The 24,053-nt window shown below is 38.2% G+C and carries 21 protein-coding genes, 1 tRNA gene and 2 pseudogenes; 1 reads left to right on the top strand and 23 read right to left on the bottom strand.

Annotated elements, in window-relative coordinates:
• Positions 1-13 precede the first annotated feature (13 nt).
• From DSM02_RS04405 to DSM02_RS04515, 23 genes and pseudogenes are all read right to left on the bottom strand, one after another.
• Positions 14-1,045 (bottom strand): c-type cytochrome, encoded by a 1,032-nt coding sequence (locus tag DSM02_RS04405; protein ID WP_073100014.1) that lies wholly within the window; start codon positions 1,043-1,045, stop codon positions 14-16.
• 130 nt (positions 1,046-1,175) lie between these two features.
• Complete coding sequence (locus DSM02_RS04410) at positions 1,176-1,715, bottom strand: DsrE family protein (RefSeq protein ID WP_083557958.1); 540 nt, start codon at positions 1,713-1,715, stop codon at positions 1,176-1,178.
• A 35-nt stretch (positions 1,716-1,750) separates the two neighbouring features.
• Complete coding sequence (locus DSM02_RS04415) at positions 1,751-2,692, bottom strand: molybdate ABC transporter substrate-binding protein (protein WP_073100013.1); 942 nt, start codon at positions 2,690-2,692, stop codon at positions 1,751-1,753.
• Positions 2,693-2,737: 45 nt separating this feature from the next.
• Entirely contained in the window at positions 2,738-3,574 is an 837-nt protein-coding gene (locus DSM02_RS04420; protein WP_073100012.1) for an extracellular solute-binding protein, read from the bottom strand.
• Between the two features lie 72 nt (positions 3,575-3,646).
• The gene (locus tag DSM02_RS04425; RefSeq protein WP_073100011.1) at positions 3,647-4,606 is read right to left on the bottom strand and encodes a YeiH family protein; all 960 of its coding nucleotides are present in this window, start codon (positions 4,604-4,606) and stop codon (positions 3,647-3,649) included.
• A 99-nt stretch (positions 4,607-4,705) separates the two neighbouring features.
• Positions 4,706-5,605, bottom strand: coding sequence for a LysR family transcriptional regulator (locus DSM02_RS04430; protein WP_073100010.1), 900 nt, complete (start codon positions 5,603-5,605; stop codon positions 4,706-4,708).
• A gap of 61 nt (positions 5,606-5,666) precedes the next feature.
• The gene (locus tag DSM02_RS04435) at positions 5,667-6,326 is read right to left on the bottom strand and encodes an MBL fold metallo-hydrolase (RefSeq protein WP_073100009.1); all 660 of its coding nucleotides are present in this window, start codon (positions 6,324-6,326) and stop codon (positions 5,667-5,669) included.
• 45 nt (positions 6,327-6,371) lie between these two features.
• Positions 6,372-7,675: pseudogene (tnpC, locus tag DSM02_RS20545) on the bottom strand (IS66 family transposase); the annotation flags it as partial.
• A 470-nt stretch (positions 7,676-8,145) separates the two neighbouring features.
• A pseudogene (gene mobB, locus DSM02_RS04450) lies at positions 8,146-8,553 on the bottom strand (MobB family relaxase); the annotation flags it as partial.
• A gap of 11 nt (positions 8,554-8,564) precedes the next feature.
• Positions 8,565-8,945 (bottom strand): BfmA/BtgA family mobilization protein, encoded by a 381-nt coding sequence (locus tag DSM02_RS04455; RefSeq protein WP_073100007.1) that lies wholly within the window; start codon positions 8,943-8,945, stop codon positions 8,565-8,567.
• A 432-nt stretch (positions 8,946-9,377) separates the two neighbouring features.
• Entirely contained in the window at positions 9,378-9,575 is a 198-nt protein-coding gene (locus DSM02_RS04460; RefSeq protein WP_073100629.1) for a hypothetical protein, read from the bottom strand.
• Between the two features lie 21 nt (positions 9,576-9,596).
• On the bottom strand, positions 9,597-9,977 hold the full coding sequence (locus DSM02_RS04465; RefSeq protein WP_128764521.1) for a DUF6876 family protein: 381 nt from the start codon (positions 9,975-9,977) through the stop codon (positions 9,597-9,599).
• A 77-nt stretch (positions 9,978-10,054) separates the two neighbouring features.
• Positions 10,055-10,411 carry a single-stranded DNA-binding protein gene (locus tag DSM02_RS04470; protein ID WP_128764522.1) on the bottom strand — a complete coding sequence of 119 codons (357 nt, stop codon included), beginning with the start codon at positions 10,409-10,411 and terminating at the stop codon, positions 10,055-10,057.
• Positions 10,412-10,468: 57 nt separating this feature from the next.
• Positions 10,469-10,759, bottom strand: coding sequence for a hypothetical protein (locus DSM02_RS04475; RefSeq protein WP_128764523.1), 291 nt, complete (start codon positions 10,757-10,759; stop codon positions 10,469-10,471).
• A 351-nt stretch (positions 10,760-11,110) separates the two neighbouring features.
• The gene (locus DSM02_RS04480; protein WP_128764524.1) at positions 11,111-12,100 is read right to left on the bottom strand and encodes an IS110 family RNA-guided transposase; all 990 of its coding nucleotides are present in this window, start codon (positions 12,098-12,100) and stop codon (positions 11,111-11,113) included.
• An 870-nt stretch (positions 12,101-12,970) separates the two neighbouring features.
• Positions 12,971-13,129, bottom strand: a complete 159-nt coding sequence (locus tag DSM02_RS20310; RefSeq protein ID WP_164076249.1) for a hypothetical protein — start codon at positions 13,127-13,129, stop codon at positions 12,971-12,973.
• Between the two features lie 606 nt (positions 13,130-13,735).
• The gene (locus DSM02_RS04485) at positions 13,736-14,527 is read right to left on the bottom strand and encodes a UPF0489 family protein (protein ID WP_034886778.1); all 792 of its coding nucleotides are present in this window, start codon (positions 14,525-14,527) and stop codon (positions 13,736-13,738) included.
• Complete coding sequence (locus DSM02_RS04490; protein WP_128764525.1) at positions 14,520-16,799, bottom strand: hypothetical protein; 2,280 nt, start codon at positions 16,797-16,799, stop codon at positions 14,520-14,522. Before DSM02_RS04490 ends, DSM02_RS04485 begins: the two co-directional genes overlap by 8 nt.
• Before the next feature lie 10 nt (positions 16,800-16,809).
• A complete protein-coding gene (locus tag DSM02_RS04495) occupies positions 16,810-17,913 on the bottom strand; it encodes a nucleotidyl transferase AbiEii/AbiGii toxin family protein (RefSeq protein ID WP_034886773.1) in 1,104 nt (367 codons plus the stop codon).
• Entirely contained in the window at positions 17,906-18,673 is a 768-nt protein-coding gene (locus DSM02_RS04500; protein ID WP_128764526.1) for a DUF6577 family protein, read from the bottom strand. Before DSM02_RS04500 ends, DSM02_RS04495 begins: the two co-directional genes overlap by 8 nt.
• Positions 18,674-18,869: 196 nt before the next feature.
• A complete protein-coding gene (locus DSM02_RS04505; RefSeq protein WP_031427439.1) occupies positions 18,870-19,706 on the bottom strand; it encodes a DUF932 domain-containing protein in 837 nt (278 codons plus the stop codon).
• A 262-nt stretch (positions 19,707-19,968) separates the two neighbouring features.
• Complete coding sequence (locus tag DSM02_RS04510) at positions 19,969-21,756, bottom strand: ParB/RepB/Spo0J family partition protein (RefSeq protein WP_128764527.1); 1,788 nt, start codon at positions 21,754-21,756, stop codon at positions 19,969-19,971.
• 382 nt (positions 21,757-22,138) lie between these two features.
• A tRNA-Leu gene (locus DSM02_RS04515) sits at positions 22,139-22,220 on the bottom strand.
• A 412-nt stretch (positions 22,221-22,632) separates the two neighbouring features.
• Between DSM02_RS04515 and DSM02_RS04520 the strand changes: the two genes are divergently transcribed.
• Positions 22,633-24,030 (top strand): dipeptidase, encoded by a 1,398-nt coding sequence (locus tag DSM02_RS04520; RefSeq protein WP_128764528.1) that lies wholly within the window; start codon positions 22,633-22,635, stop codon positions 24,028-24,030.
• The last annotated feature ends 23 nt before the right edge of the window (positions 24,031-24,053 follow it).

Consider the following 24,053-nt stretch of genomic DNA (forward strand, 5'->3'; position numbering starts at 1 on the left):
ATATAAAATTTTTTCATTTTGTTTTTACCAGCTGGTATCTTTCCTTATAATATTTAATAATTGGCGGAAAAGGCCCCAAGGCGTGTTGAGAAGGTGGGAATGGATCTGTCCAGGGCCCGTAAGGAGTAGAAACTGGTTTTTGCTTTTTATCGGGATAGTCTGACTGGGTGTTTTCTTTTAGAGGTCGGCTAAAGCTATTGATGTAACCTGCCAAATTATAGGCCTCTAAATCGGTTAATTTTGGATGGTTCCAGGTAGCCTGTCCGAAAGGCATATTTCCTTTAATAAATTCTGCCGAAGTTATAACCCGGTGCATTCCGGCCCCGTTATTATAGCTGTCGGCCCCCCACAATGGTGGATATTGATAGCCTTTGGTGCTATCGGTCAGTTTTACCCCCTCTCCATTTTGCCCATGGCAGACCATGCATTCCTTTGCAAATAGCGATTTTCCCTCCGCCAGGTTTACGGCAGTATCCGGAAGGCTGATTTCTGCATATCCTTTATATTCCTTTTCTTTTTCCTTGGGCATATCTTTTCCTAACCATTCCATATAGGCTACTATAGCTTTCATAGCCCGGGAACCGGTTGGAAGTTTTTTACCATTCATACTACGTTCCATGCAGCCGTTTATCCTGTTTTCTATTGTACTCATTTTATTGGAACGACCGCTAAATTTCGGATATCTGTTAGTCACCCCAATCCAGGAAGCAGATCCTGCCTGTGTACCAGCCTTTAAATGGCAGTTCATACATGCCAGATTATTGCCGGCATACTTCATAGAAGTGTCTTTTGCCATGGGCCCCATATATTTTGGGGTTTCGGAGATAAGTTGATACCCGTATTTTACATTATTCGGCATATTCCCCGAACTGAATTCGGCCTCCACATCTTTAGGTTTCCAAACTGTGGCGATAGTTGGTTTTTGTGCAAACAACGAGGGATTCGAATTATAAAGGTAAGCGCCGGCAAATAATACAATTATTAATGCTGTACAGGTACCAAACAAATAGGTAATGGCTTTAACGACCGATTTTAAATCTTCCATAATTATTTCATGAGTGGTTTAATTCCCTCTTCCCGAATTAAATACCTGGAGATTATAAAATCCGGGATTGAGCTCGAATTATTGAGCTTGAGAGGCCAAAAGTGGGTATTCAGGAAAAATTGCTTCGTTTTTAGAACATTATTACATAGCCCTGCATTTGATAGGTAGGAATATCTATAAGCGCAGAAAGGGTGAAATCAGTATATTTATTTAATTCTGAATAAGGGTCTATATTGTGTTCGGCAGCTGCCTGCCCGCAAACTTCGATTTTTACCCCGTAATCAGTTAACTTTTTCATTAAATCGAGGTTGGGATTTTTCTTTTGGTACCTTTTCATATAGGCATCATCAGACATTACAATATCGGTATCGGGGCCGCTAATTACAGCAACTATTTTAACATTTTGTGAAGGCACCCCGGTTACTCCAAATAAATTTACCTGTCGCGCAATATGCCACAGACCGGCATTTACCCCTTCCTTTTCATTTTTTGAAGTTAAATGATAAAGGATTTTATACTCCTTATCTTTCTCGGGTTGAATTCCCGCATCTTTAAAGTATTTCACCTTTCCGTAACCGTCGATAACGGGAGTTTGCCATTCTTGTGCCGCAGCAAAATTTAAGGTTAGAATTGTAAGGAAAAAAACGAGCAATAAGTTTTTAATTTTCATATTATGCGTGGGTTATACTAATTAATTTAAAAGCCTTAATTTACAGAACTAAATCCGTATTTTTTATAAATCTGCACTGCTTCCTGCGAAGTTAAAAATTCCATAAATGCACTGGCCGCTTCCGGATGGGGAGCTGTTTTTAATTGACCCGCCATATATGTGGCTTCTACATTAATAGCATCTGGAATCGCAACCATATCTATTGGATGGTTGGTAAGTGAAGATTGATAATAGGCTTCACTATACCAAACCGGGCCGGCATCAGACTCCCCGTACATAATCCTTAAGGGAGTTTGGCGATGATGGATCGTGGTAAGATAAGTGGTATTTTTACTTAACTTCTCGTTCATTATATGGGTTTTAAGATCATTTCCGCCCGCATTTTCATAAGCTTTAATAATTCGGGTGGCGATACCTTCCCATTCTGGGTTGGGCATGCTTATTTTTACGTCGGCTCTACCCAGGTCGTATAAGCTTTTAATATTTTTAGGATTGTCTTTCGCAACCATAATGGCTAATTTATTTTTTGCGTAAGCCAGGGTTTTTATAAACCTGCCTTCTTTTTCCCCTTGTTCAATTTTTCCTTTTCCGGCGGTAACAATATCTGGTTTAAGGCTTATCCGCATATTCCCCAAAATAAGGTTTCCGCTTTCCAGTTGTTGCCCTTCTATTCCGGGAGGGATTGTTTCGGCAAATACCCGGCTGTATTTAGGATACTTTTTTCTGAAAGCTTCCAGAAGCTCCGGAACGGCCATATATTGATTACCCGCAAAGAAAACCACAAGATCGGGGTTATTTACATCGCCATGAAAATCTGGCGCATTATCGATCCCATATCCTGTAAATACAGTCCCTGCAAGCGGGGAAGTCTCCCAGGGGGCATCGTAACGATGTTCGTAATCTTTCGCGTTTTGTGCAAACACCGAATGTGCCAGCAAAAAAAGCAGTATCGTTGATAAATTTACACAGGTTTTCATGATATAAATAATTTAATGGATATATAGAATTGGTATTAAAATCGTTTAATGGATCCAGCCTTCAGATTTAAAAATTTCTTCCGCAGGTGGACTTTTTAGAAATTTTATAAACTCTTTAGCTTCAGCATCTGCTTTATTATTCGTTACCACGGTAAGATCTCTATAAATAGCCCTATCTGGTTCGATCTCTACTAAATCGGCCTGCTCTGGATGTGTGATTACCCAATAATTCCAAGTAATCCAGGCATCGGCATTTTCTTCTTTAAAAGCTTTAAACCCGGCACCGCTTCCCATAGCATAATTGATAATGTTTTTACGAAATTCCTTCAAATCTTCTAAATTCCCAGTTCGGCCCACGACATCTTCCCAGACCCCGGTTCCAGAAGTGTTATAAACTCCAGCCCCTTCTACCACCACAATCCGCATTCCTGGTTTTAAAAGATCCTTAATCCCTCTAATATGCTTAGGATTTCCCTTTTGAACTGCAATTGCCGCAGGACGGAGGTAAATGGGCTCCACATTTTCACTTTTAAACTCGGTATAGGTCTGTAAAAATGCCGTCATAGATTGTTCCGCAGTACCCCAAATAATGTCTGCATCAGCCTGAGCTTCGGCCGTCCATTTAGATTCGGGACCAAATTTAACCACAACTTTATTCCCGGTTTCCTTTTCAAAGACCTTAGCAGCTCGAATTATGGCCGTTTGTGGACCGCCGGCGCCGTAAATTCGAATTATTCCATCCTTGGGAGAATATTTTATTTTGGGTTGTAACAATTCACTTTTCGAAGAAGATTCCTCTTTTTTATTAACATCTTTCTTAACCGAAGTATTACAACTAAGGTTAAATAAGACCAATACTAATGCCCAGATCTTTACTGACATTTTTAGTTTTAAAAATTTCATAATTATTTTTGTGTTAAGGTTACGGAATCATTAATAAAAATGCTTGCCGTTTTAATTTATAGTATGCAATATCACCATTAAAGAGCCTATCGAAATAAAACCCCATATAATAACAGCTTGTAAAAGTGGTTTTAAACCTACAACTTTCAACGACTTAGCGGTAAGACTGGTACCAATTAGAAAAAGGGTTAGGGTTAAGGCCATCTTTGCGCCTTGCACTATATAACCTGAAACATGCTGAACCGCAGGCACATAGGTGTTTATAGCGATTGCCAATATAAACAACCCAATAAAATAGGGCACTTTTATCTTTTTGGTGCTTCCTTTAGAAAATACCGCAAAAAGCAAGGATACCGGTAAAATCCATAAAGCCCTTGCCAGTTTCACGGTAGTGGCAATTTGCAGGGCCTTTGGGCCATACACATCTGCAGCACCTACTACCGAACTTGTATCATGAATAGCAATAGCACACCAAATTCCAAACTGGTGTTGCGTAAGGTGCAGGTAATGCCCAATAGAAGGAAAGATAAACAGCGCGATAGAATTCAGTAAAAACACAATTCCCATAGATACAGAAATTTGCTTGGCATCGGCTTTTATTATAGGAGAAATGGCCGCGATGGCACTTCCCCCACAAATTGCCGTTCCAGACGAAATAAGTTTGGATATTTTTTTATCGATGCCGAACAACTTTCCTAAAAGTAAGCCCAAAGTTAACGTAAGGCTAATCGATGCGACCGTAAATAAAAAACCTTCCTTCCCGGCTTGTAGGGCGCTCGATACACTCATTCCAAAACCCAATCCCACTACAGCAACTTTCAATAACCAATTTACGGCTTTATGGCTCAGGCTGCTAAAGGGGTTTCCTATTAATTGAGCAACCACCAATCCTATCGCCAGGGCAATAGGTGGCGAAATGAGTGGAGTTAAGCATAGGGAAGCTATAAGAAGGAAAGCTATTTTTGAACCGGTAAAGTCTTTTCCAAAAAGACTGATTTTTTTAAAATTCATAGAGTTACATTTTAAGGCATAAAAACAATACATTAATGCTTAATCCGATGTAAATGTAGCCGGGATTTAGAGGGAACGCAAATGATAAAAAGTTATCTATTATAACTTAGTGTTATAATGGTGTTGCAGGAAATTTAGAAACAAGGTAGATAATGCCGACTGATGGCCTTGCTTAAAGATAAAATGAAAAGGCCGCTCTATCGAAAAATCCTGTATATCGATAATTCCCAGTTCTCCCGATTTTAGTTCTTTTAAAATGGTATTAACGCTCAAAAAAGCCATGCTATACTTATCGCTTAAATAAGTTTTAATGCTTTCGGAACTACCCAGGCGCATTTCGATAGTTAAATCTTGCAAGCTTACGCTTTGTTTTTGCAGTGCTTCCAGGATAATCTCCAAACTTCCGGATCCTTCTTCCCTTAACACTAAAGGCTTATCAACCAATTCTTTTACACTCATAGCAGGCGTGTTAAACAAGGAATGACCATTGGCCACTACCAATACAATTTCATCTTTTAAAAATGGATGATAGGCAATTTCCCGATTTTTGGAATAGCCTTCAATAAATCCCAATTCTACCGTGTCGGTCAAGATCGCCTTTTCCACATTTTCGGTATTGGCATTTAGTAAGGTTAAACTTACCTTGGGGAATTTTTTATGAAATTTAGCAAGAGCTTCCGGAAGCACATATTGCGCTACCGTAGTGCTGGCGGCTATTCTTAAAACACCTTCCGTTTGATCTATAAGCGCGTTCATGTCGAACTGCAGCGCCTTATATTGGCCAAAAATCGTTTTGGTGTGCTGCAAAAGGGTTATCCCAGCCGGAGTAAGGTTTATGCTGTTACCTTTTCGTTCAAATAAGCGTTGTTTAAAATGAAGTTCAATGTTTTTGATGTGTTTGGTAACCGCCGGCTGGGTAATATGAAGTTCTTCCGCAGCTTTCGAAAAGCTTAAACGGGTAGCTACCGAATAAAATACCTGAAGTTTGTAATCGAACATTATAAACAAAAGTAATATTTATTGCAGAAAAAGCATCTTCGCAATAATTATTTTTGAAATCTTAGAAAGAAATCCCATCGCCAATTTCATATAAAGTCAGAAATTGGATCCCTTCATCTTTAAAATAAGGGAGATAAGTATTATAGCGTTGCTTTAAAAAATAAGGTTTGGCAAATCCATCGTGGACCGGAAATATAATTTCGGGCTTCATTTTTAACGCAAAATGATAAACATCCAGTTCAGTTAAAAAAGGAGCCATCACGGGTAAAATCAAGCAATGGATACCTTTAAACCTAAGGAGCTTGTTGCTGAAGGAATCGCCGGGATTTAAAATTTTATCATTAATTAGGTAAGCGGTATTTTTAGGACATTTTTCAGATAATATTTCCTGATGGGGTGTAACTAAAGCATCCACTTTAAAGGAACCCAGGATTTTCTGTCCTTCTTCAAACAGATGAACTTTTAGACCTTGGGCGCTTAATGCCTCCGTCACTTCTGAATTCCCATAAATATCGGCTCCCGATAATTTGGAGATTAGGGTTAACGCATCAATATCTATATGATCGAGATGATCATGGGTTAAAATTATAAAATCTACATCTTTAAAGGTTTCAGGAGCTACCAGCTTGTCCTGAAAGGTGAACTTTCCCGGATCGAAAAGCAACTTTTTATCACCTTCAGAAATTAAAATGCAAGAATGTACATATTTTTGAATACGCATAATTTTAGGTTACGGTGTTATAAAATTAGAATCTTTTTTTTGTAACTAATCAGTTTGTACTTCTGTACCTAATTCTGCTATAAAAATAAGACTATTTAAGACATTTGCCCCACTTTTAATGGTTGTATCTATTACCGATCTTATTTTAGCAAAATTCTGTGCTGCTTGTTCTTTTTTGAACTGTCATGATATTTTTTGTTTGACCTTTACATTGCGTATGGCCCGCTCCGAGGCGTTATTATCTGGCGGCACGTTTTTGAAGTAGAGAAAGGTAAAGAGGCTATGCCTTTCTTTGCGCATTCTTTTGTAAAAAGTGTAAAGCTCTTTATGTTTTTTATCAGGAGGCCGTTCCAGTAAGTCAGGTGCTTTACAATGGAGGTTCTTTCAATTTGATGTTCCCGGTTTTGAAGGTCCAATTTGTTTTTAAGTTTTAGGAACCGTGCAAGAAGTTTTTTAAAATCTTTGCTCCATTTATTCTTAGGATACCGCTGGTTAAGGTAGTTCAGCGTACGGCTCAAATGCGCCAAACAGCTTTGATGGTTTTAGGAAGCGGTTTTAAGCTGTGCTTTCCATCCATCGTGTACCAAAGTGCTTTGGGGAAATCCCAAGAGGAATTCCCTGTCGATAGTTTGGCCCCCTCTGTTATCTGAATGAGCAATAAAAGTAAGTTTGGAGGTTTGCCAGGTCCAGAACCAATGCTTCTTGCCATTGACCTTGACCCCGGTCTCATCCGTGCCTACTTCCGGGCTTTGCTGCACCCGTTGTTTTATGATTTGGTACATCGGAGTGGTTTTTTGGGCAAACTTCCCGAGTAGATAATGGATGCCCCCTTCGCTAATATTGACTCCAAAAACATTGTTGAAAGTTACTTTCATCCTGGCAAAGGGCAAGTGTTGGCGAGCATGGAAATAAGCAATAAGTGCTTCGATATTTTCTCCATAACTTATAGGGGCATTCACGCGTTGTGGAAAGCCCGAAGTAGTTTGACATCCACAACCGCATATTTTGCTGAATGTCCGGTATTCTGTATAGACTGCTTTTATGGGTGGGAGATCTATTATTTGCCTGGAGTTTTCTTTGATAGGGGACCTATCCTGCAAGGATGCACCACAGACATTGCAATACTCCGGTTGTAACTCAATAACCACATCCGTAAAGCTTATCATTTCAAGGGCATTGCCCTGTCTCCCCTTTTGTCCACCCGGCTTTTTACCAGTAGGGACTCGCAAGCTTTGATTCTTTAGAGGTCGGTTCTCATCCTTAGAAGGTGGTATAGAACTGTTACGGCTGTTCTTGGTATATTCATATTTAGCCAGGCGATCCTTTAGAAAAGTATTCTCCTTTTCAAGGGATTCCACTTTTTTCTCCAATGCTTCAAGATGCCTTATAAGTGCTTCGATATTCACACCATGAAAGTACAAAAGCAAAAATATTGAACTAATATTCTTGCCGACTATGGCATGAAGCAAAAATTTTTCAAGGTCTTTTTGTCATGCCAAAAACAACTATATTAGATACTGATTAGTTACTCAAATTTTAATAAAAACATAAAAATTAATTCCTGCAAAGACACTAATAATATATAACAAACTATGACTAAAATTGATTGTATAAATAACAAAGTTTATCATGGCAATTTTTTAGGCTAGTAGCCACTCATTTAAATATAATGCTTCAAAAACTATATCGGCACTCTTATATTACTACCACCATAAACTATCAAGCTAACTTTATTCATAAAGATGCTGACGATGCATTGGATAGTGTAATTAATTTTTGATTTCCAGTAATGAATTTGGAGTGATAAAAAATATACTAAACCCTTAAACGTTCGTTGATGCTCTATTTTTGCATAATACTTTATATCATTTACGTTTACAGGCCGCCCATTGATTTCGCGATTGAACGATTGCACATAATCCTTCATCAGCTCACGGGTGTACTTTTTCAGATCATCGCTACTGTTCTGCAATCGGTTCAATTCGTATTTAGAAGGGCTGACGGTAATCGAATAGAATTTCGGTTCTTTCTTTTTCAGTTTGGCACCGTTTCCATCAATATCTTTTACCACTTCCTCGGCCGATATTTCATCGCCATATTGATTGAAAAAATGCTCCATATCCTCCTGCTCCAGACCTTGATTTTCCTTTTCCAGATAGCCCACAAAATCGACCGAACTTTGGGAGTAATTACCGCCAAGTTTTTGAGGTGTGATCGTAATATACATAGCTCAAAAATTTACAGTTCGTTCTTTTGATTTCGTTTTTCGCGGAAGCGTACTTCCTTCTTTTCTTCCACAAATTTCTTCTCTAAGATCAAGGGTTTCTTTTTGGGTTCTTCGGTCTGAAAAAGGGATTCGATCATCGCCACGGTGGGTTTCGTCTGGGTCTTTTCCATATCCCTCATTATGGCAATTACCGCATTGATCCGTTTCTTTAAATTGGCCTCGATCGTCCTTCCGGTCGGGCCCAGTTTTTCCCGTGGGGATATCTCGTTGTAGTGGAAAAAATCGAGCATCGTGGCCATTGCCTCGGTATGAGATTTGAAGTGTGCTTTTGAAAATTGCTGGAAACGTTTCGCCGTTTCCTTTTTGAACCTAATGCCGGTAAATGAGTCCATAATTCGCCGATTTGTCGCAAATCCTTCCCTAAAAATGGGCGCTTTCGGGGCATTTGTCGCAAATTGTAGAAATTCAAATAATCGATTGATTTTTAAGTGTTTTAAAATCAGATGATTAACAAGGAAAAGGAGTACTTAACATCGCATCGCGTGTTACCCTCTTGCTACTCCTTTTCGCCCCGAGTTCTCGGGGCAAAAATTTCGTACAATTCGGCTAAAAGCCAATTGCCAATTTCAGGGAAAAGATTTCCCGTTATGTAATTTTTCGATGGGCAGGGTTATCGGCGAAAGTCAAAAAATGGATTCCCCTGCGTAAAATTGAATGCTGAATTTCAGCGAAATAAAGATAAGGATTTTTATTGAACTGGATATGTTTTAGCAAAAAAAGACCTCTGAAAATTCAAAGGTCTTTCCGTTCCTATTTGGACAATTTCAGATATTAAACACATAGGTATAACTGTATAAATTCCTTCGTGCTTCTTCCTCGATCATTACCTCAAAATTGGTGCAATGCTTTTTTGAATACTTCCGAATATCATCGCCAAATTTTTGCTCGACGTCCTTTTTTGAACTTTCCAAAAGACGTTCTTGGGCATCCCCGTTCAGGTCTGAAAAATTTAGATAGATCATAATTTTTAGGTTTTGAAGGGGTTAGTATTCGCTCGGTAACATCAGTGTATTATTCACAAAAAACAACCGCAGTTCATCGAGCGGAAAATCAGTCGCCCGATACCCGTGTTTTTCCAAAATATTATCATTTCCATCCGTGTAGATTATCTCAGCTTCGTAGCCCGTAAAATCCTGTTTGTCCTCGGACAATCTCTTGAAGTCGATAGTAATAAATTCGCTTTGGTTCATCAGGCTTTTTGCGATTACGGAAGCGTCCGTAATGAGCCAAAAACATTCGGCAGCTTCCGCCAAATATTTCAGTCCGTTGGTGTATCGGGTTCTTAATAATGGGATTTGAAATATGGTTTCCGAACCGTGAAAATGTTGCAATCCCTCTTTGATTTCGTTAACTTGTGCTTTCATTGTGATTTCTATTTAAGGAGTTAATAATGAAAAAAGAGGGCGCAACTTTAGACGGAAACGCCCTCTTTAATTTTAGATTACTCGGCTGAATTATTGCCGTTTTTAGTTCCCAACAAAAGGATTTCGCCCGCTTCCACTTCGGTAACATATCTTTTTATACCGTCCTTGTCCTCGTAGCTTCGGGATTTCAGTTTTCCCGTTACCCCGATTTCTTTGCCCTTTCCGGCATATTTTTCGATAATTTCGGCAGTTTTGCCCCAGGCTACAATCGTGTGCCATTCCGTACTTTGGACTTTTTTGCCCTTGGCATCTTTGTAATACTCGTTTGTGGCGAGTGAAAAACGGGCTACCTTTTTACCGCTTTCAAGGTTCGTGATTTGTGGCTCTTGGCCAACATTTCCGATTAACTGTACGTGATTTTTTAAAGTACTCATAATAAAAGAATTAAAAATTAATTAAAATACTATCCGAACCATTCAGACAGTTTGCGTTTATATTTTTTGAAGTGATTTACTTATTATATCCAGAGCGTTTTCCTTTTTTTGTTTTTTTAGTCCCGCTTCCTTTTTGATGTTTTTGTAAGATTTCATACTATTCAGTTTAGATTTACTTCCCATAGAGTATCCTATGATAATTCCAAATTTCCCTTCATAATTTTTTTCTATAGTCCTCCTTTTTACCCACAAAGCCTTTTTGATCGACATACTTTTTATATCCAGAGCATTTTCCTTTTTTTGATTCTTTTGTGCCGTTGCGATATTTTGTGGTGGATTTGATTTCATCTTTTTTTGTTTTCGACTTACTTCCCATAGAGCCTTTACATTACCTTTTTTTGATGCAAATAATTTTACAATATCCAGACCTGCATAGGGCGTATAAAAAGCGAAGCGGCTTTATGCCGCCTGCAGGAATGGATGTTGTTATTTCGCTACCAAAAAAAGTTAATGTGCTATATGGACGGCCAGGAAGTCGAGTGCCTGAAGATGAAGAGAAGCTTCCTTCAACGCTACGGCACAAAATGCGTTATGAAGTAATTCTATGCAGAATTTGCAAAATAAGTTTCTAACCGCTAAAAATGTTCACTTGGATTGAACCTTTTTGCAGTGCAAATGAAAAATGAATGGAGCTGTGAATTAGGAGAAGTAGCCCATTGTATTCACATAAGGTGTCCCTCGCGCAATCACCGCAAATGCCCGGGCCACCAACTTATTTCTTATTATATTGATTGTACTCATTTTGCTCTTACCCATTTCAAGCCTCCTCTCATAGTACGCTTTCATCTCTGGACTTGACTTTATTGCAGCAATGGCACATTGGTGAAGCAGTGATTTACCTTCAAGGTTTGCCAAACGGCTAATCTTCGTCCTTCCTTTTATACTAGTCCCTGAGGTATGCGGAAAAGGTGCTATACCACAATAGGAAGCAAACTTCCTCCACGACCCGAATGATGTAAATCCAGCCGTATATACGATCAAGAAACGAGCAGTAACCCTGCCAATTCCTTTTATCCCAACCAATAGCTCCATCATTTCCTTTAACTCCTGATCGCTCTGTAATAGCTTGTCCATTTCACGTTCAAGGTCACTTATTCTCCAGCTCAAGAGGTTTATAATGTCCTCCTGTACCCAGAACAAAAGAGCATCCTCTTCTAAAACTTTTTTCTGCTCCTTAAGTGTCGCCATATGTCCCGCCCGTTGTCCAACCAATTTTCTTCGAAGGGACATTAACCGTTTCAACCTAACCAAGGTGGAGCCGGGTAATTTAACCAATACCCCCTCTTCCCGGGTTCGATAACCATACAAGGCTATGCGTTTGGCATCCGCCTTATCGTCCTTACCCCTAATGATCCCTAACGAGCGCTTGATCTCCAGACCAGATACTACTTTTAGCAAGTAATTCTCTCTGTCCAATGATTCTACGAGCCTATCCGAGTAGAGTCCTGTGTGCTCCAATATGAACAAGAGATTTTCCTTGTTCACCTTACTTTTGCTCAAAGACCACTTGATCATCTTGCCAATACCTTCTGGATCGTTTGCAAACCCCCTTTGAAGTCCACTTTTATGGATACAACAATCCAAAGTCAGTTTACTCACATCAATACCAATAACATCAATAATTTCCATATTTTTATATTGCATTTAATAGATTGCTTAAACTAAGACCTTTAATAGCAAAGGCTAAAATCCTATATGGTTCTGGCAATCTGGTTACAAAGGACGGGGACTAATACGCTATAGAGGCCGTGAACCTGGCCGTCGCAAAAGTTCACCCCGTCCTTTTTCTTTTATCATCCTAAATTTAATGACAAGGAATGATTAATTTCAATTTTAGAAAGGGTAGGTGCCAAAACTCTATATAGGTCGTTATCCTAGCCGTCGCCGAAGTTCACCTACCAAACTTGTATTTATTAACAAAATTGAAAGTTATGAGTCTCCCCCAGACCCCCTCTTTTCAACACAATCACCATTATAGATAAATACTATATGACAAATCTAAAGGCCCTCGCTGTTACCTTTTTTTGTTGCTGATACAGTTTCAAGATTTTGAAATGATAAGGACTTATAAAAAGTGAAGCGCAGCGTAACGGTTTATGCAGTCTGTTCAAGTTCAAAATGTTGGTATTTTGCTGGCAAAAAAAGGTTAGGGCAGCGAGGGTGCGGAAGTATTTCTAAAGACTTTGTGAAGTACAATAACATAGGAAGTGGCACCAAATGATTAAATGGAATTCCGATTTGGCGGACTCCGTTCACGATTTTGGATTGGGAATGAAGCGTTCCGCTCCAGCGCAGCGGATCGGGTTAGCGGAATGGAAAGTAGAAATTGGGGATGGTGTCCAAGACCTATTTAGAGAAGCTCTTTTCCCGCAATGTAGCTTTTCGCGAAATGCAGGGGAATGTGCTGAACGGGTTATGAAATTCGTATTCAATAAAAGGTTAATATTACTTTGGTGAGTAGTTATCTCATTCTACAAAAGGTTCTTTCTGATTTTCAGATTAAACATTACTTAATACTTGGTAGTAAAGGGGATGCTTTTCTCTGTAGTAAGCTAAATGACTCTCCGCACTTTCAATAGTGTAATTTTCACTACTCAATTGATAATGTTCTTCTGCTTCTTGCAATGAAATGTCGGATTTTACAGTTGTATTTTTCATAATGTTAAAATTTTTGGTTAAACAATATTTGAGCAGAAACCAAACGGAAGCTAAAATCTTGGCTCAAAAGGAAACGGAATAAATAAGCGAGGGAAGAAGAGATGGCTTTATGCCGTAGTCTTTTGATGAAAGTATTTTACGAGTTTACCTTGCGTGTATATTGTATGATAATTAACTTCCTTTTTTAAACGGACTTGATTCACGATTTTGGCAAGGGAATGTAGTGTTACTTTCCAGCATAGCGGAAGGGTTAACGGAATGGAAAGTCGAAATTGGGGATTGTGTCCAAGACCTGTCCAGAGAAGCTCTTTTCCCGGAATGTAGCTTTTCGCGAAATGCAGGGGACTGGGCTGAACGAATTATGAAAACTGTATATCCTTTTGAAGTAGAACGTCAAGCGGACTTAACTTGAAAGGTGTAGGTTGAAATGGAGTTTGACCACTTCCCGATTTTCTTGGGAATGAGTGGGCAAGTGGAAAGGAAATCGGAAGCTTTATAGTTGTGTCCAAGACTTGTTTTAATGAAGCGCTTTGCCTGAAATATAGCTTTTCGCGGAATGTAGGGGAATGGGCTGAATGGCCGTATTATTATCGATTCAATTCATCATCAATATTTAGGTTTCCATTTCCAATTACATTTAGGTGCAAACAATTCTGGACTGAAATAGATTTTGCTAATTAAATCAAGAAACTTATTACTTCTTAAAAGTCCACCGCAATGTTCTGGTTCTGTTGCGATAGTAAATCCTTTTAAACGTTCAAAAATCCAATGAATTAATGGATTGTCCTTATCTAACATTGTACGTATTTCTTGTTCCTGTAGATAGGTAAATTCAAAAGAACCATCACTTAAGCCATTCTTTATCGAAAAGAAGTCCAAGTCTATATCAAAAAATACAGATGTTTCTGATGAATTCAATAAATCATCCTGTAATGTGTCAAAAGTTTTGAATTTTTTGATAGTATGTTTGTTGCCGTACTTATCTATCAATTCTTCATCTTTCCAAGCATCTGGAAAGGAAGCTTGCCTGCAATGCACATAGATATCCCCAATCAAATTGAGATAGGCAGCACATAGAATATGACCGTCATTATTTCCAGCCAGTTTTGCCCAAGAGAATAAAGACACTTCTGCATCACTCGTTAAATCTAATTTATCTAACCATTCTTTTTCTGTTTCACAAGGGTAGCATAAATCCTGATGCCAGTCTAGCGAAACCAAACAAGGTGGATTAGCACTTTCATTCTTACGCATCCATTTGTTCCAATAGAAAAATGCGTATCGATGTTCTTGAAATACTGCAAGTTCTATTGCTTCAGTTTCATTTGTTGGATGCGATAATATTTGTCGTGAAACACCTGGTGGTTCTATGTGATATGGGTTTCTGAATTCAATCATTTTCAATGGTCTTGAAAGGAACAATATCGCTTAAATCATTTTTGATGCCTTGTTCACGTAGTGGCGAAGTGATATTCAACTGAACGACATCTCTATTTTGTCTCCAAATAATCTCTGCGATGAATGCAATTGTTAATTGTACAGATTCCGCTGGATTTTGATTTTCATTTGTGTTCCAGCGTTGTCTCAACTCACTATTCTCATCAAGATTCAAGTCGATTACAGAGGCATATACGTTTCTGTCTGGTATAATTGGTTCAAGACGCAGTTCTTTAATCTCATCAGCTTTGAGGTCTGGATGATTAATTCTCGGAAGGTCAGTCTTTGGCAGAACGAATAGTACATTTGAAAAAACTGGCGAAGTCAACCTAATCATATCCTCAAAGAAATCAGGTATTTCGACTAAACCATTGTCGAAAAAACCAAACCCTACAATTAGATGTTTCTCTTTATCGTACTTTAATCTTTTAAACGCATCTTCAAAGTTTTCTCTGTCTATTAAGTATCTACGTGTTCTCGCTCCGAGGAAAGAGTTTGGAATATATCGATTGATTTGGTCATAAATGATTTGTTGTGCAAATATCGAATCATAATTTAGATGTGGTATGTCTCCTTCTGTAAAACCTTCTTTTCGGAAAAGTATGGAACCTCCATTTAGACCGAATCGCATCACAGGTTCATCATTTGCAAAATCATCTTTATTTATTATGAGGCTGTACTGATTAAATGCATCATCTATCATCGTTGCACTGCTGGCCAAAAATTGACTGATTTTATTATCAGATAATGGTGCATTTGTTCTATTCTGTTGAATTTGCTCTTCAATTCTAATTCGTAATTCAGGCTCAAAACCTTCTATATCCTCCAAAATAGCATCTGACAAATTATAGCCCAGTAAATCCAATAAGTCTTTATTCTCTAATATTTTGTTTAAACAAAACTTGAAATAGTCCAAAGCATCTTTCCATTTAAGTAATTCAAGTACTTTATTTGGCAATCTTGGTTGTTCGGTAAATTGATGAAACGTATAATAGGGTTGCAAGAAAAATTGTCTTATAAAAAGCAAACATACATATTGACAAATCCAAAAGGTTATTTGTCGTGAGAGGCCTAAATTATCAATGTCTGGAAATGGGTATTTAAAATCTGTAGGCGTAACTCTGTTTACATACCCTTCTTTAAAATAGGCAAACCAGTAGAATATGTCATACATAGAGTTAGGCAATAGGTAATAATCTGGCGGCTGACTTTGTGTGAAATTTAGAATTCGTTTTAGTCCATTATTGTTTTGACGATACAATAACAAGCCACCCAATGCATAGTGAAACTCTAAAAATCTTATCTGTTCACTTTCTCTTATTTCAATTTCCTCCTTGTTCTCATAATCTCTAATATCGATGTTGTATTTGCCAGTTTTCCTCCCTAATTGAAATCTATAATATTGGTGTGCAGTGCTCCAATGCTCCTTTATAAACTTTGCATTGTCGGAAATCTGATAGATATTGCCCCACATACTATCATACGTTTTTTCTGATATTGGAATCTCCTGAAAATCCTGTCCCAACAACCACCAATTTGATACTGCGGGAGATGTCAATCTATCCAATTCAGAAACTTCTTTCCGAAGCAATTTTTTAATTAGCTTACGGGTTACATCATAAAAATAAAATGGATATTCTAAAGCTTCGCTTGAATTATGATTATGACGAATTTTAATAAACTCTTCAGTATAAAACTTACTCAATTCCTCTTGTAAATGGATATCCTCCTTTTCTACAGCGAAATAGGCTATCTCGTTAAGTGAATTGATAAGGTTTTCTTTATATCTACTTTCTTTTGAAATTGATTGATATTTCGCAATCAGATATTTCAATAGGCGAGCTGGTTTTCCGTTGTATAAAGCTATTTTGTCAAGCCAGATTATAAAGGATATTACAAGAAAAAAGGTAAGAGTTAATGTCAATAATTTTGCAGAATTTTGCATCCATATTGAGTTTTTCCAAAATAATGGTTCGGCACCTGCAATCAAAAAGGCAAATGATGCGATAGTGAAGAACAACAGCCATTCGAAAGTGGTAACTTTCCTGCTCCGAAATGGCAAAATGCGACCATATGCCCTTTGTGGAAATTCTTGTTCAAAAACTTCGGAAAGATAATTTGAGTCATACCTATTTCCAATATTCGATATTTTATCAATTATTATAGGATAAGCGATACCAATAATGGCAATATCAATCCCAATGCATATTTCTATTATATATTTTAGATTCATTTCTTCATATTTATAGTAATTCCACCGCCTTAAACCAATAATAAAAAATGCTTTTATCTGGCTGTCTTTTCAGTTTATTTAAAAATGCCCAATCTGCTTTTTCAATGTTAAGTTTACTTATGTCTTGTCCTTTGTAATATTCAATTTCTGTTATCTCATCTTGCAACAATATAGCATTCAAATAAGCTAACCTGGCCGAAGCTGCAAGGGCTTCCTCTATTCTGAAATTTCCCGTCATCAAAAACGCACTTCCAAAACTGCGTATGCCACGGTTTAATTCGTCAAACTTCTTTTTTGTTTCCTTGGTTGGGTTACGTTCCCTTTTGGCGATGATGGCACAGGTGTCTATGGCATCCCAAAGCACATCTGTTTCTTTGAGGTTTCTGCCGCTGAAATCTTTATCCGAACTGCGATATGATAGTTCCGCTTTCGCAAAAGCTGAAAAGCTTTTTTTAACCATTGCCATAGCCGTAATGTTTTCAAATAGCTTTCCTAAATCGAACAATTGCTTACAGATTTCCATTGCAAATAACTGGTCGCCCTTATAATATGGAATACCGATGGTCTCTGGCGCAAAAGCAGTAAGCTTGTCGCCACAGATGGAATTTACCGAAGGTGTGGTAATTGATATTATAGGCTCATTAACCGATAGCCAAGGAATTTCAATGGAAGATTCTATGAGCTCTGGATAATGTGGGCTGTCAAAAAGAATATCCAACAGAATGGTTACTGGAACGTTCGGGTTGTAATCTGAATCAAATTCAAAAGTATAATGTGCCTTTGGAACGCCTTCTTTATAACTTCGACGTTCATTCAAAGTGTGGCTTTTAAAATGTGAGTTGGCAACAACCGCATCAAGGATTTTTTCCAATGGGTCACGCTCTACACTCGAAATAATATCGATATCTATTGAAAACCGATTGCCTTCTTCAAGTAAAAGCACCAGTGAAGTGCCCCCTTTAAAGACAAAATCAAGTCCTTCTATTTTTAGATGTTCCAACAATGAAAATGCGTGAACCATTTTTTCCAAAATGGTCACATTAATGCCTTTATGTTCTTTTTTTGACCGAAAAATACCCAGCCACTCTTTTGTGAAGCTTTTGTTTTCAATCATTGATTATGTCCTCTAAAATATTCGGTATGTGGTTATTCATAAATTGCTTGATTTCCTGTTCTTTCTTTCGTCTTTTCGCATAGCTAAAGAGCTTTGTGAAATTAATACTGTATCGCTCAAGTATCTTTTCATAAATATTTATGAGTTCAGAGCCTTGGTAAAAATGGTACAGGTTTTCATCGGCAAACAAGTCCACCATTATTTTTTCAAGTGTGGCGACTGGAACTAAATTTTTTTTGTCTTTCAATTTACTTATCGGTGCTCTGGTGACGAGACGTTTTATGACCACGGGGACAGCACTCTCGGAAATGTAGAATTCAATTTCCTTGTCATCGGGATTCAAGAAAAAATCCATTTTCAACGAATCGTTGAGATAATAGTATAGTGATTCTGTAAATTCTTTTTCCACTTCTACTACAATCATTTGATTGGATACTTGATGCAGAGTAAATTCATTTAGCCATTGGTTTTCCCATATAGCATATTGGATTTCCTCAAACCGTTCATTGGTCTTACTTGCTATTTTTAGAACACTATCAGACAGTACTGGTCTATACTTGGGTTTATGGGATATAACATACAATCCATGACCAATAGTTTTGATGATGTCTTTTTTCTTCAGGTCGTAAATGCGCCAACTAAATGTACTTTCCTTCAAATCCGGTTCAAGGTCCAAATAAAACTGAAATAGCTGGTCCCTATCAAAGGAACTTTGCTCTTTAAACGCTTCTATAAGCTTGTTTTCTATAATTTTTGGCATAATACAATATCAAAACTTTGCCAAAAATACAAAAAAGTGGCGAATATTTGAAAACTAATTATCGCCACTATGTCAATAAAGTGGTAAATATTTGAAATGGTTATTTCTAATAGAAATTATTGGGATTTGCCAAAAGAACATCATATTGAAATGAAAAAAAATCCAGTTTAAGGTACTGGATGAACCTTTATTGATGTTATGCCATCGCATAAACTTCATCGAACAGTTTCTTGTCCAATCGTTCCTGTTGACCGAAACTTTTCTTTAAGACATTATGAAGTACTGAATTGAACGCATTGTAACCTAACCACAGATTTGGTTCTTCATTGAGCAACAAGGCTTCATAGTTCAAGATTTCTATGACCTCACGAGATTTTTTCGACGGGTCGCTGTTCTTGTCGCTACACTCGTATCGGAACAGTTTCGTTCTGTCAAGAATCGCCTTCACAAATTCCTGTGTATCGATGATTTTAAATTCTTTCATCTTGTCGAATTTCTTGGTAATGGTATAGAATTCATTGTCCAGAAATTTATCGAATAGATTGTTCAGCCTCGGCATAATCAAGTGCGTATTGTTCTTATTGTGCTTTATGGAAAACTCGATTTCAGCCTGTGACACGTGCAGACCATTTGAGCATACTTCTCTATAAAAACCGAAGTGTCCAGAGGTCTTTTCACTTCCGTCATACGAATTCTTGAACCGAAGCATCGGCAATATCAAGTCCTTATGGTTCTTGACTGTAAACTGGCTTTTGTCGTCGATAATAAAGTCAGTAATGAACGACCTATCATTTTTGTTGATGGTGCGTTTGTGGAAGTTCAGTTGTGCATCAGTCAGCATTTCTTCAGCTTTCTTGAAGAACAGTTGATTTGGAATGTGACCGTAGCTGTTCGATACGACGTTAACGATTTTGCCATTTGAGATAATGGCATTTTCAAGCCCTCTTCGGGATTCCATCTGTGTCAGACTTTTTAAGGATTTCATTTCTGATGACACGAAAATTTCATCCTGTTGCAAATTTTGTAAATACATAGCTTTTGAATTTAGATTAAACAATATTTGAGCAGTACCCAAACGGAAGCTAAAATCACAGCTCAAAAGGAAACGGAATAAATAAGCGTAGGATGTTGCGTTGGCTTTATGCCGTAGTCTTTTGATGGGTGTATTTTACGAGTTTACCTTTGCTCTGATATTGATTGATACCCCCTTCCTTATGAACCCATCTTTCAAAACATTATCATAAAAAAGAAAAAGGGGCCAGCACGAATGCCGACCCTTCTTCAAACAACAAAAGCTAATCGTTGAGTTCCTCAATTTGCTTTTCAAGAACTGTGATGCGCTCTTTCAAACGTGCTTCACGCTTGTCCCTCTTTTCGGTATATTCTTTTTCAATGTCGGCAATCTTGGATTTATAATATCCTTGCATTGCTTTGTAGAATGAAATGTTGGTCAGATTATTGACGTGATTGCTTTCGCTAAAATGCACTTGCTTTGTGAGCATATAGCGTATTAACTTGTGAAAGATTTCCTTTTTGAACTTCTTCTTGAAATTCTCAACCATTTCAACTTTTGTCATCTTTGAAGTTTCGCACAAGAACTTTGAGAAATACTTTTGCTGGCTCATATAGTCCACATTATTTTCAAAGAGCGATATCGAGAATGCGACCATTTCGTCTGTTGAAAGTGTCTTCTTCGTATCAATGTATTTTGTTTCTCGAATCATCTGGACAACTTCTTCAAACTGCTTGTTGTTCTCTATTTGCTTCTTGCGGATTTCCCTTTCGTTGATTTTAATGATTTGCTCTTCAGGCGTGCAGTCCGCCATTTTTCTATTCGCCAATGGTGCCGAGTATTCCATAGAATCGTTCTTAGATTTTTCGACAATCTTTACAAAGATTTCCTTGTGCTGGAATGAATCGGGATGGAATACGATGCCGTTTTTAAATCCATTTTCTTTTGCTGAATTGAATTTTTCCAATTCTTCTGTATAATTCTGTAACGCCTCGCTCAACTCTGCTTTGATTTCATCTTCGGAATAATCATAGTGTTGATATTCTTTCTGAATCGCCTCTAGGGTAGGTTCAATAGGATTTTCTATGATTTCAACATCGTCCAGTAGATAGACTTTCAATCCGTTCTTTTCCAATTGTGATATTATGAGCTGATTACTTTCGTCATCTGCCCAATATTGTCGTATTTCAGGGATTAAAAGGATATTCTCTTTCTTGGACTTTTCAATCAGGTTCAAGAACGATTTGCTTTTCTTCGTTTCAAAACAAGCTGCTTTCGTACAGACCATTTTACCATCGCCGAACAGATTGCCTTGATTGGCTGCATTGAACGGACATTCTACACAAGACCCAGCTTTCGAAACCAATTTTTTATCAGCTACATCAAAAGACGCTTTTTCCAAATCATAGGTCTGGTCTTTAATCATCCTGTTTATCTGATGTGCGTTAAAATCTTCGCCCATTGTTTCCAACATCATTTGTTGTTCTTCCGGTTCAAAGAGCGCTACACCGACACCCAATGATATGGTCATTTCGCCATTGCGTACAAATTGCTTGAAACCGTCAATCAATCCAGCTAATTTTAGACGCTGTCTGATGAAGTTATCTGTCCTACCCAATCGCTTTGCAATTTCGGTAGGCTCATATTTCTCACTTAGGTAAGCAATCGCCTCAGCTTCTTCGGTCGGTTCGACATCCTGTCTTTGCAGGTTTTCGATAATCTGAACTTCAAGCACATCATTGTTCTCATAAGCACTAACGATACAGGGCATCGTTTTCTTTCCTGCCAATTTACTGGCACGATATCGACGTTCGCCCATCACGATGATGAAATGGCCATTTTGTTGTCTTACCGTGATTGGCTGTAACACACCGTGCTTTTCGATACTCTCAGAAAGCTGCTTTAATGCATTCTCGTTAAAAGTCTTTCTTGGCTGTTCCGGGTCAGGCTTGATTTTGCCCAATTGTAAGTTCTGAATTTGAAGAATGGATGATTTCTTTCCGTTTACTTCTTTCTTGACAGTAGATTTCGCTCTACTGCGCTGCTTTGTGGTACTCGCTTTTGTTGTCATAATACTCAAATTTTTGATTAAACAATATTTGAGCAGAAACCAAACGGAAGATAAAATCTTGGCTCAAAAGGAAACGGAATAAATAAGCGTTGGAAAGAGCATTGGCTTTATGCCGTAGTCTTTTGATGGAAGTATTTTACGAGTTTAAATTGCGGTTATATTGTATGATAATAAACTCCCCCTTACGAAGTAATAAGGTTGCTATTTAGCAGAATTTATTATTTTACCAGAAAATTAATAGGGTTTAATAACAAATAGAAATATTTGACATCAATACAAATGTTGCCCTGAAATTAGCAAAATGTTGTACCTATGTTGTACCTGACATTTTTTTCGACATTTTTTTAAATGGAAAAAGCCGAAGATTTCTCTTCGGCTTTTGTACGGGCGGGGAGACTCGAACTCCCACACCTCGCGGCATCAGATCCTAAGTCTGACGTGTCTACCAATTCCACCACGCCCGCATTTTAATATTTTAACACTTTATATTTCGCTATGTCCTAAGTCTAGCGTGTCTACCAATTCCACCACGCCTGCATACTATTTTTAACGTACTTAGGACTCCCGTTAAAAACCAACACCCTTATCTCTAAAAATGCGAGTGCAAATATAAGAAAGATTTTGAATATGAAAATCTTTTTTGACAGAAATTTTAAGAGCTTCTTAAAATTTATTTCGCGTAAATGTTTTACCTCAGCATTACAGTTAATATTTCAAGCTTTATAGGCTGCTTTCAAAGTCATTTAGGTTCCAATCCGTATTTTTACGAGAATTAGAAATTGACTTTATGAAATCAGCCCTGTCTCACTTTTATCTTAAAAAAACTAATTCGGGGCGAATTACATCTGACATCTAAAAATCTATAAAAATAACCCAATGAAAGACATTAAAAAATATATAGACACCCATCAAAAACGCTTTTTAGACGAACTAATTGACCTTTTAAAAATTCCGTCTATAAGTGCAGACAAAGCCTATAAAGACGAAGTTTTCAACACTGCAGACGCCGTGGCAGAACGCCTTAAAGAAGCGGGTTGCGCGAAGGTAGAAATCTGCGAGACTCCCGGCTACCCAATTGTTTATGGCGAACTGCTAAAAGACAAAAACCTACCTACTATTTTAGTGTACGGGCATTACGATGTGCAACCGCCAGATCCAATGGATTTATGGGATAGCGCGCCTTTTGAACCGGTGATCAAAAAAACCGAATTACATCCGGAAGGTGCCATCTTCGCTCGCGGTGCTTGCGATGATAAAGGCCAAATGTACATGCACGTCAAAGCGCTGGAATATATGACTCAAAATGATGATTTGCCGTGCAACGTGAAGTTTATGATAGAGGGGGAGGAAGAAGTAGGTAGCGAAAATCTGGGCTGGTTTATTTCCCGCAATCAGGAAAAGCTGGCTAATGACGTGATCTTGATTTCAGACACCGGGATGATCGCAAAAGACGTACCCAGCATCACCACAGGCCTTCGCGGACTCAGCTACGTAGAGGTTGAAGTTACCGGACCCAACCGCGACCTTCACAGCGGACTTTACGGCGGTGCAGTAGCCAATCCGATTAATGTGTTAACCAAAATGATCGCTTCGCTTCACGATGAAAACAACCACATCACCATTCCCGGTTTTTACGACAAGGTTGAAGAGTTGAGTAAAGAAGAGCGCGCAAAAATGGCCGAAGCACCTTTTTCATTAGAAAACTATCAAAAGGCACTGGATATTGATGCTGTATATGGTGAAGCCGGTTATAGCACAAGCGAGCGCAACAGCATACGCCCTACTCTTGATGTCAATGGTATTTGGGGCGGCTACATAGGCGAAGGAGCAAAAACCGTGATCGCCAGCAAGGCCTATGCAAAAATAAGTATGCGGCTTGTACCCGATCAGGACTGGAAAGAGATCACCCAGCTCTTTAAAAAACATTTTGAGAGCATCGCTCCTAAAGGCGTTCGCGTAAAGGTTACCCCACATCACGGCGGCCAGGCCTATGTGACTCCTATTGACCACATCGGGTATAAGGCAGCGGAGAAAGCTTACGAAAAAACCTTTGGTAAAACCCCCATCCCACAGCGCAGTGGCGGCAGTATTCCTATTGTTGCTCTTTTCGAAAAAGAACTCAATAGCAAAACCATTTTGATGGGCTTTGGTTTAGATAGCGATGCGATTCACTCGCCCAATGAGCATTTTGGCGTCTGGAATTTTTTAAAAGGAATCGAAACCATTCCGCATTTTTATCACGAGTTTACAAAGATAAAAACTTCAGAAAATTAAGATATGATTTAGGGCGTGACCCC

The organism is Leeuwenhoekiella polynyae (assembly GCF_004104075.1).
In the GTDB taxonomy this organism is placed as follows: Bacteria; Bacteroidota; Bacteroidia; order Flavobacteriales; family Flavobacteriaceae; genus Leeuwenhoekiella; species Leeuwenhoekiella polynyae.

Excerpts from the sequence above, each read along its gene's own strand:
- DSM02_RS04420 (WP_073100012.1), bottom strand. The coding sequence starts at position 3,574 with ATGTCAGTAAAGATCTGGGCATTAGTATTGGTCTTATTTAACCTTAGT.
- DSM02_RS04520 (WP_128764528.1), top strand. The coding sequence starts at position 22,633 with ATGAAAGACATTAAAAAATATATAGACACCCATCAAAAACGCTTTTTA.
- DSM02_RS04510 (WP_128764527.1), bottom strand. The coding sequence starts at position 21,756 with ATGACAACAAAAGCGAGTACCACAAAGCAGCGCAGTAGAGCGAAATCT.
- DSM02_RS04405 (WP_073100014.1), bottom strand. The coding sequence starts at position 1,045 with ATGGAAGATTTAAAATCGGTCGTTAAAGCCATTACCTATTTGTTTGGT.
- DSM02_RS04480 (WP_128764524.1), bottom strand. The coding sequence starts at position 12,100 with ATGGAAATTATTGATGTTATTGGTATTGATGTGAGTAAACTGACTTTG.
- DSM02_RS04460 (WP_073100629.1), bottom strand. The coding sequence starts at position 9,575 with ATGATCTATCTAAATTTTTCAGACCTGAACGGGGATGCCCAAGAACGT.
- DSM02_RS04465 (WP_128764521.1), bottom strand. The coding sequence starts at position 9,977 with ATGAAAGCACAAGTTAACGAAATCAAAGAGGGATTGCAACATTTTCAC.
- DSM02_RS04415 (WP_073100013.1), bottom strand. The coding sequence starts at position 2,692 with ATGAAAACCTGTGTAAATTTATCAACGATACTGCTTTTTTTGCTGGCA.
- DSM02_RS04470 (WP_128764522.1), bottom strand. The coding sequence starts at position 10,411 with ATGAGTACTTTAAAAAATCACGTACAGTTAATCGGAAATGTTGGCCAA.
- DSM02_RS04505 (WP_031427439.1), bottom strand. The coding sequence starts at position 19,706 with ATGTATTTACAAAATTTGCAACAGGATGAAATTTTCGTGTCATCAGAA.
- DSM02_RS20310 (WP_164076249.1), bottom strand. The coding sequence starts at position 13,129 with ATGAAAAATACAACTGTAAAATCCGACATTTCATTGCAAGAAGCAGAA.
- DSM02_RS04430 (WP_073100010.1), bottom strand. The coding sequence starts at position 5,605 with ATGTTCGATTACAAACTTCAGGTATTTTATTCGGTAGCTACCCGTTTA.
- DSM02_RS04425 (WP_073100011.1), bottom strand. The coding sequence starts at position 4,606 with ATGAATTTTAAAAAAATCAGTCTTTTTGGAAAAGACTTTACCGGTTCA.
- DSM02_RS04485 (WP_034886778.1), bottom strand. The coding sequence starts at position 14,527 with ATGATTGAATTCAGAAACCCATATCACATAGAACCACCAGGTGTTTCA.
- DSM02_RS04435 (WP_073100009.1), bottom strand. The coding sequence starts at position 6,326 with ATGCGTATTCAAAAATATGTACATTCTTGCATTTTAATTTCTGAAGGT.
- DSM02_RS04455 (WP_073100007.1), bottom strand. The coding sequence starts at position 8,945 with ATGGACTCATTTACCGGCATTAGGTTCAAAAAGGAAACGGCGAAACGT.
- DSM02_RS04490 (WP_128764525.1), bottom strand. The coding sequence starts at position 16,799 with ATGAATCTAAAATATATAATAGAAATATGCATTGGGATTGATATTGCC.
- DSM02_RS04475 (WP_128764523.1), bottom strand. The coding sequence starts at position 10,759 with ATGAAATCAAATCCACCACAAAATATCGCAACGGCACAAAAGAATCAA.
- DSM02_RS04495 (WP_034886773.1), bottom strand. The coding sequence starts at position 17,913 with ATGATTGAAAACAAAAGCTTCACAAAAGAGTGGCTGGGTATTTTTCGG.
- DSM02_RS04500 (WP_128764526.1), bottom strand. The coding sequence starts at position 18,673 with ATGCCAAAAATTATAGAAAACAAGCTTATAGAAGCGTTTAAAGAGCAA.
- DSM02_RS04410 (WP_083557958.1), bottom strand. The coding sequence starts at position 1,715 with ATGAAAATTAAAAACTTATTGCTCGTTTTTTTCCTTACAATTCTAACC.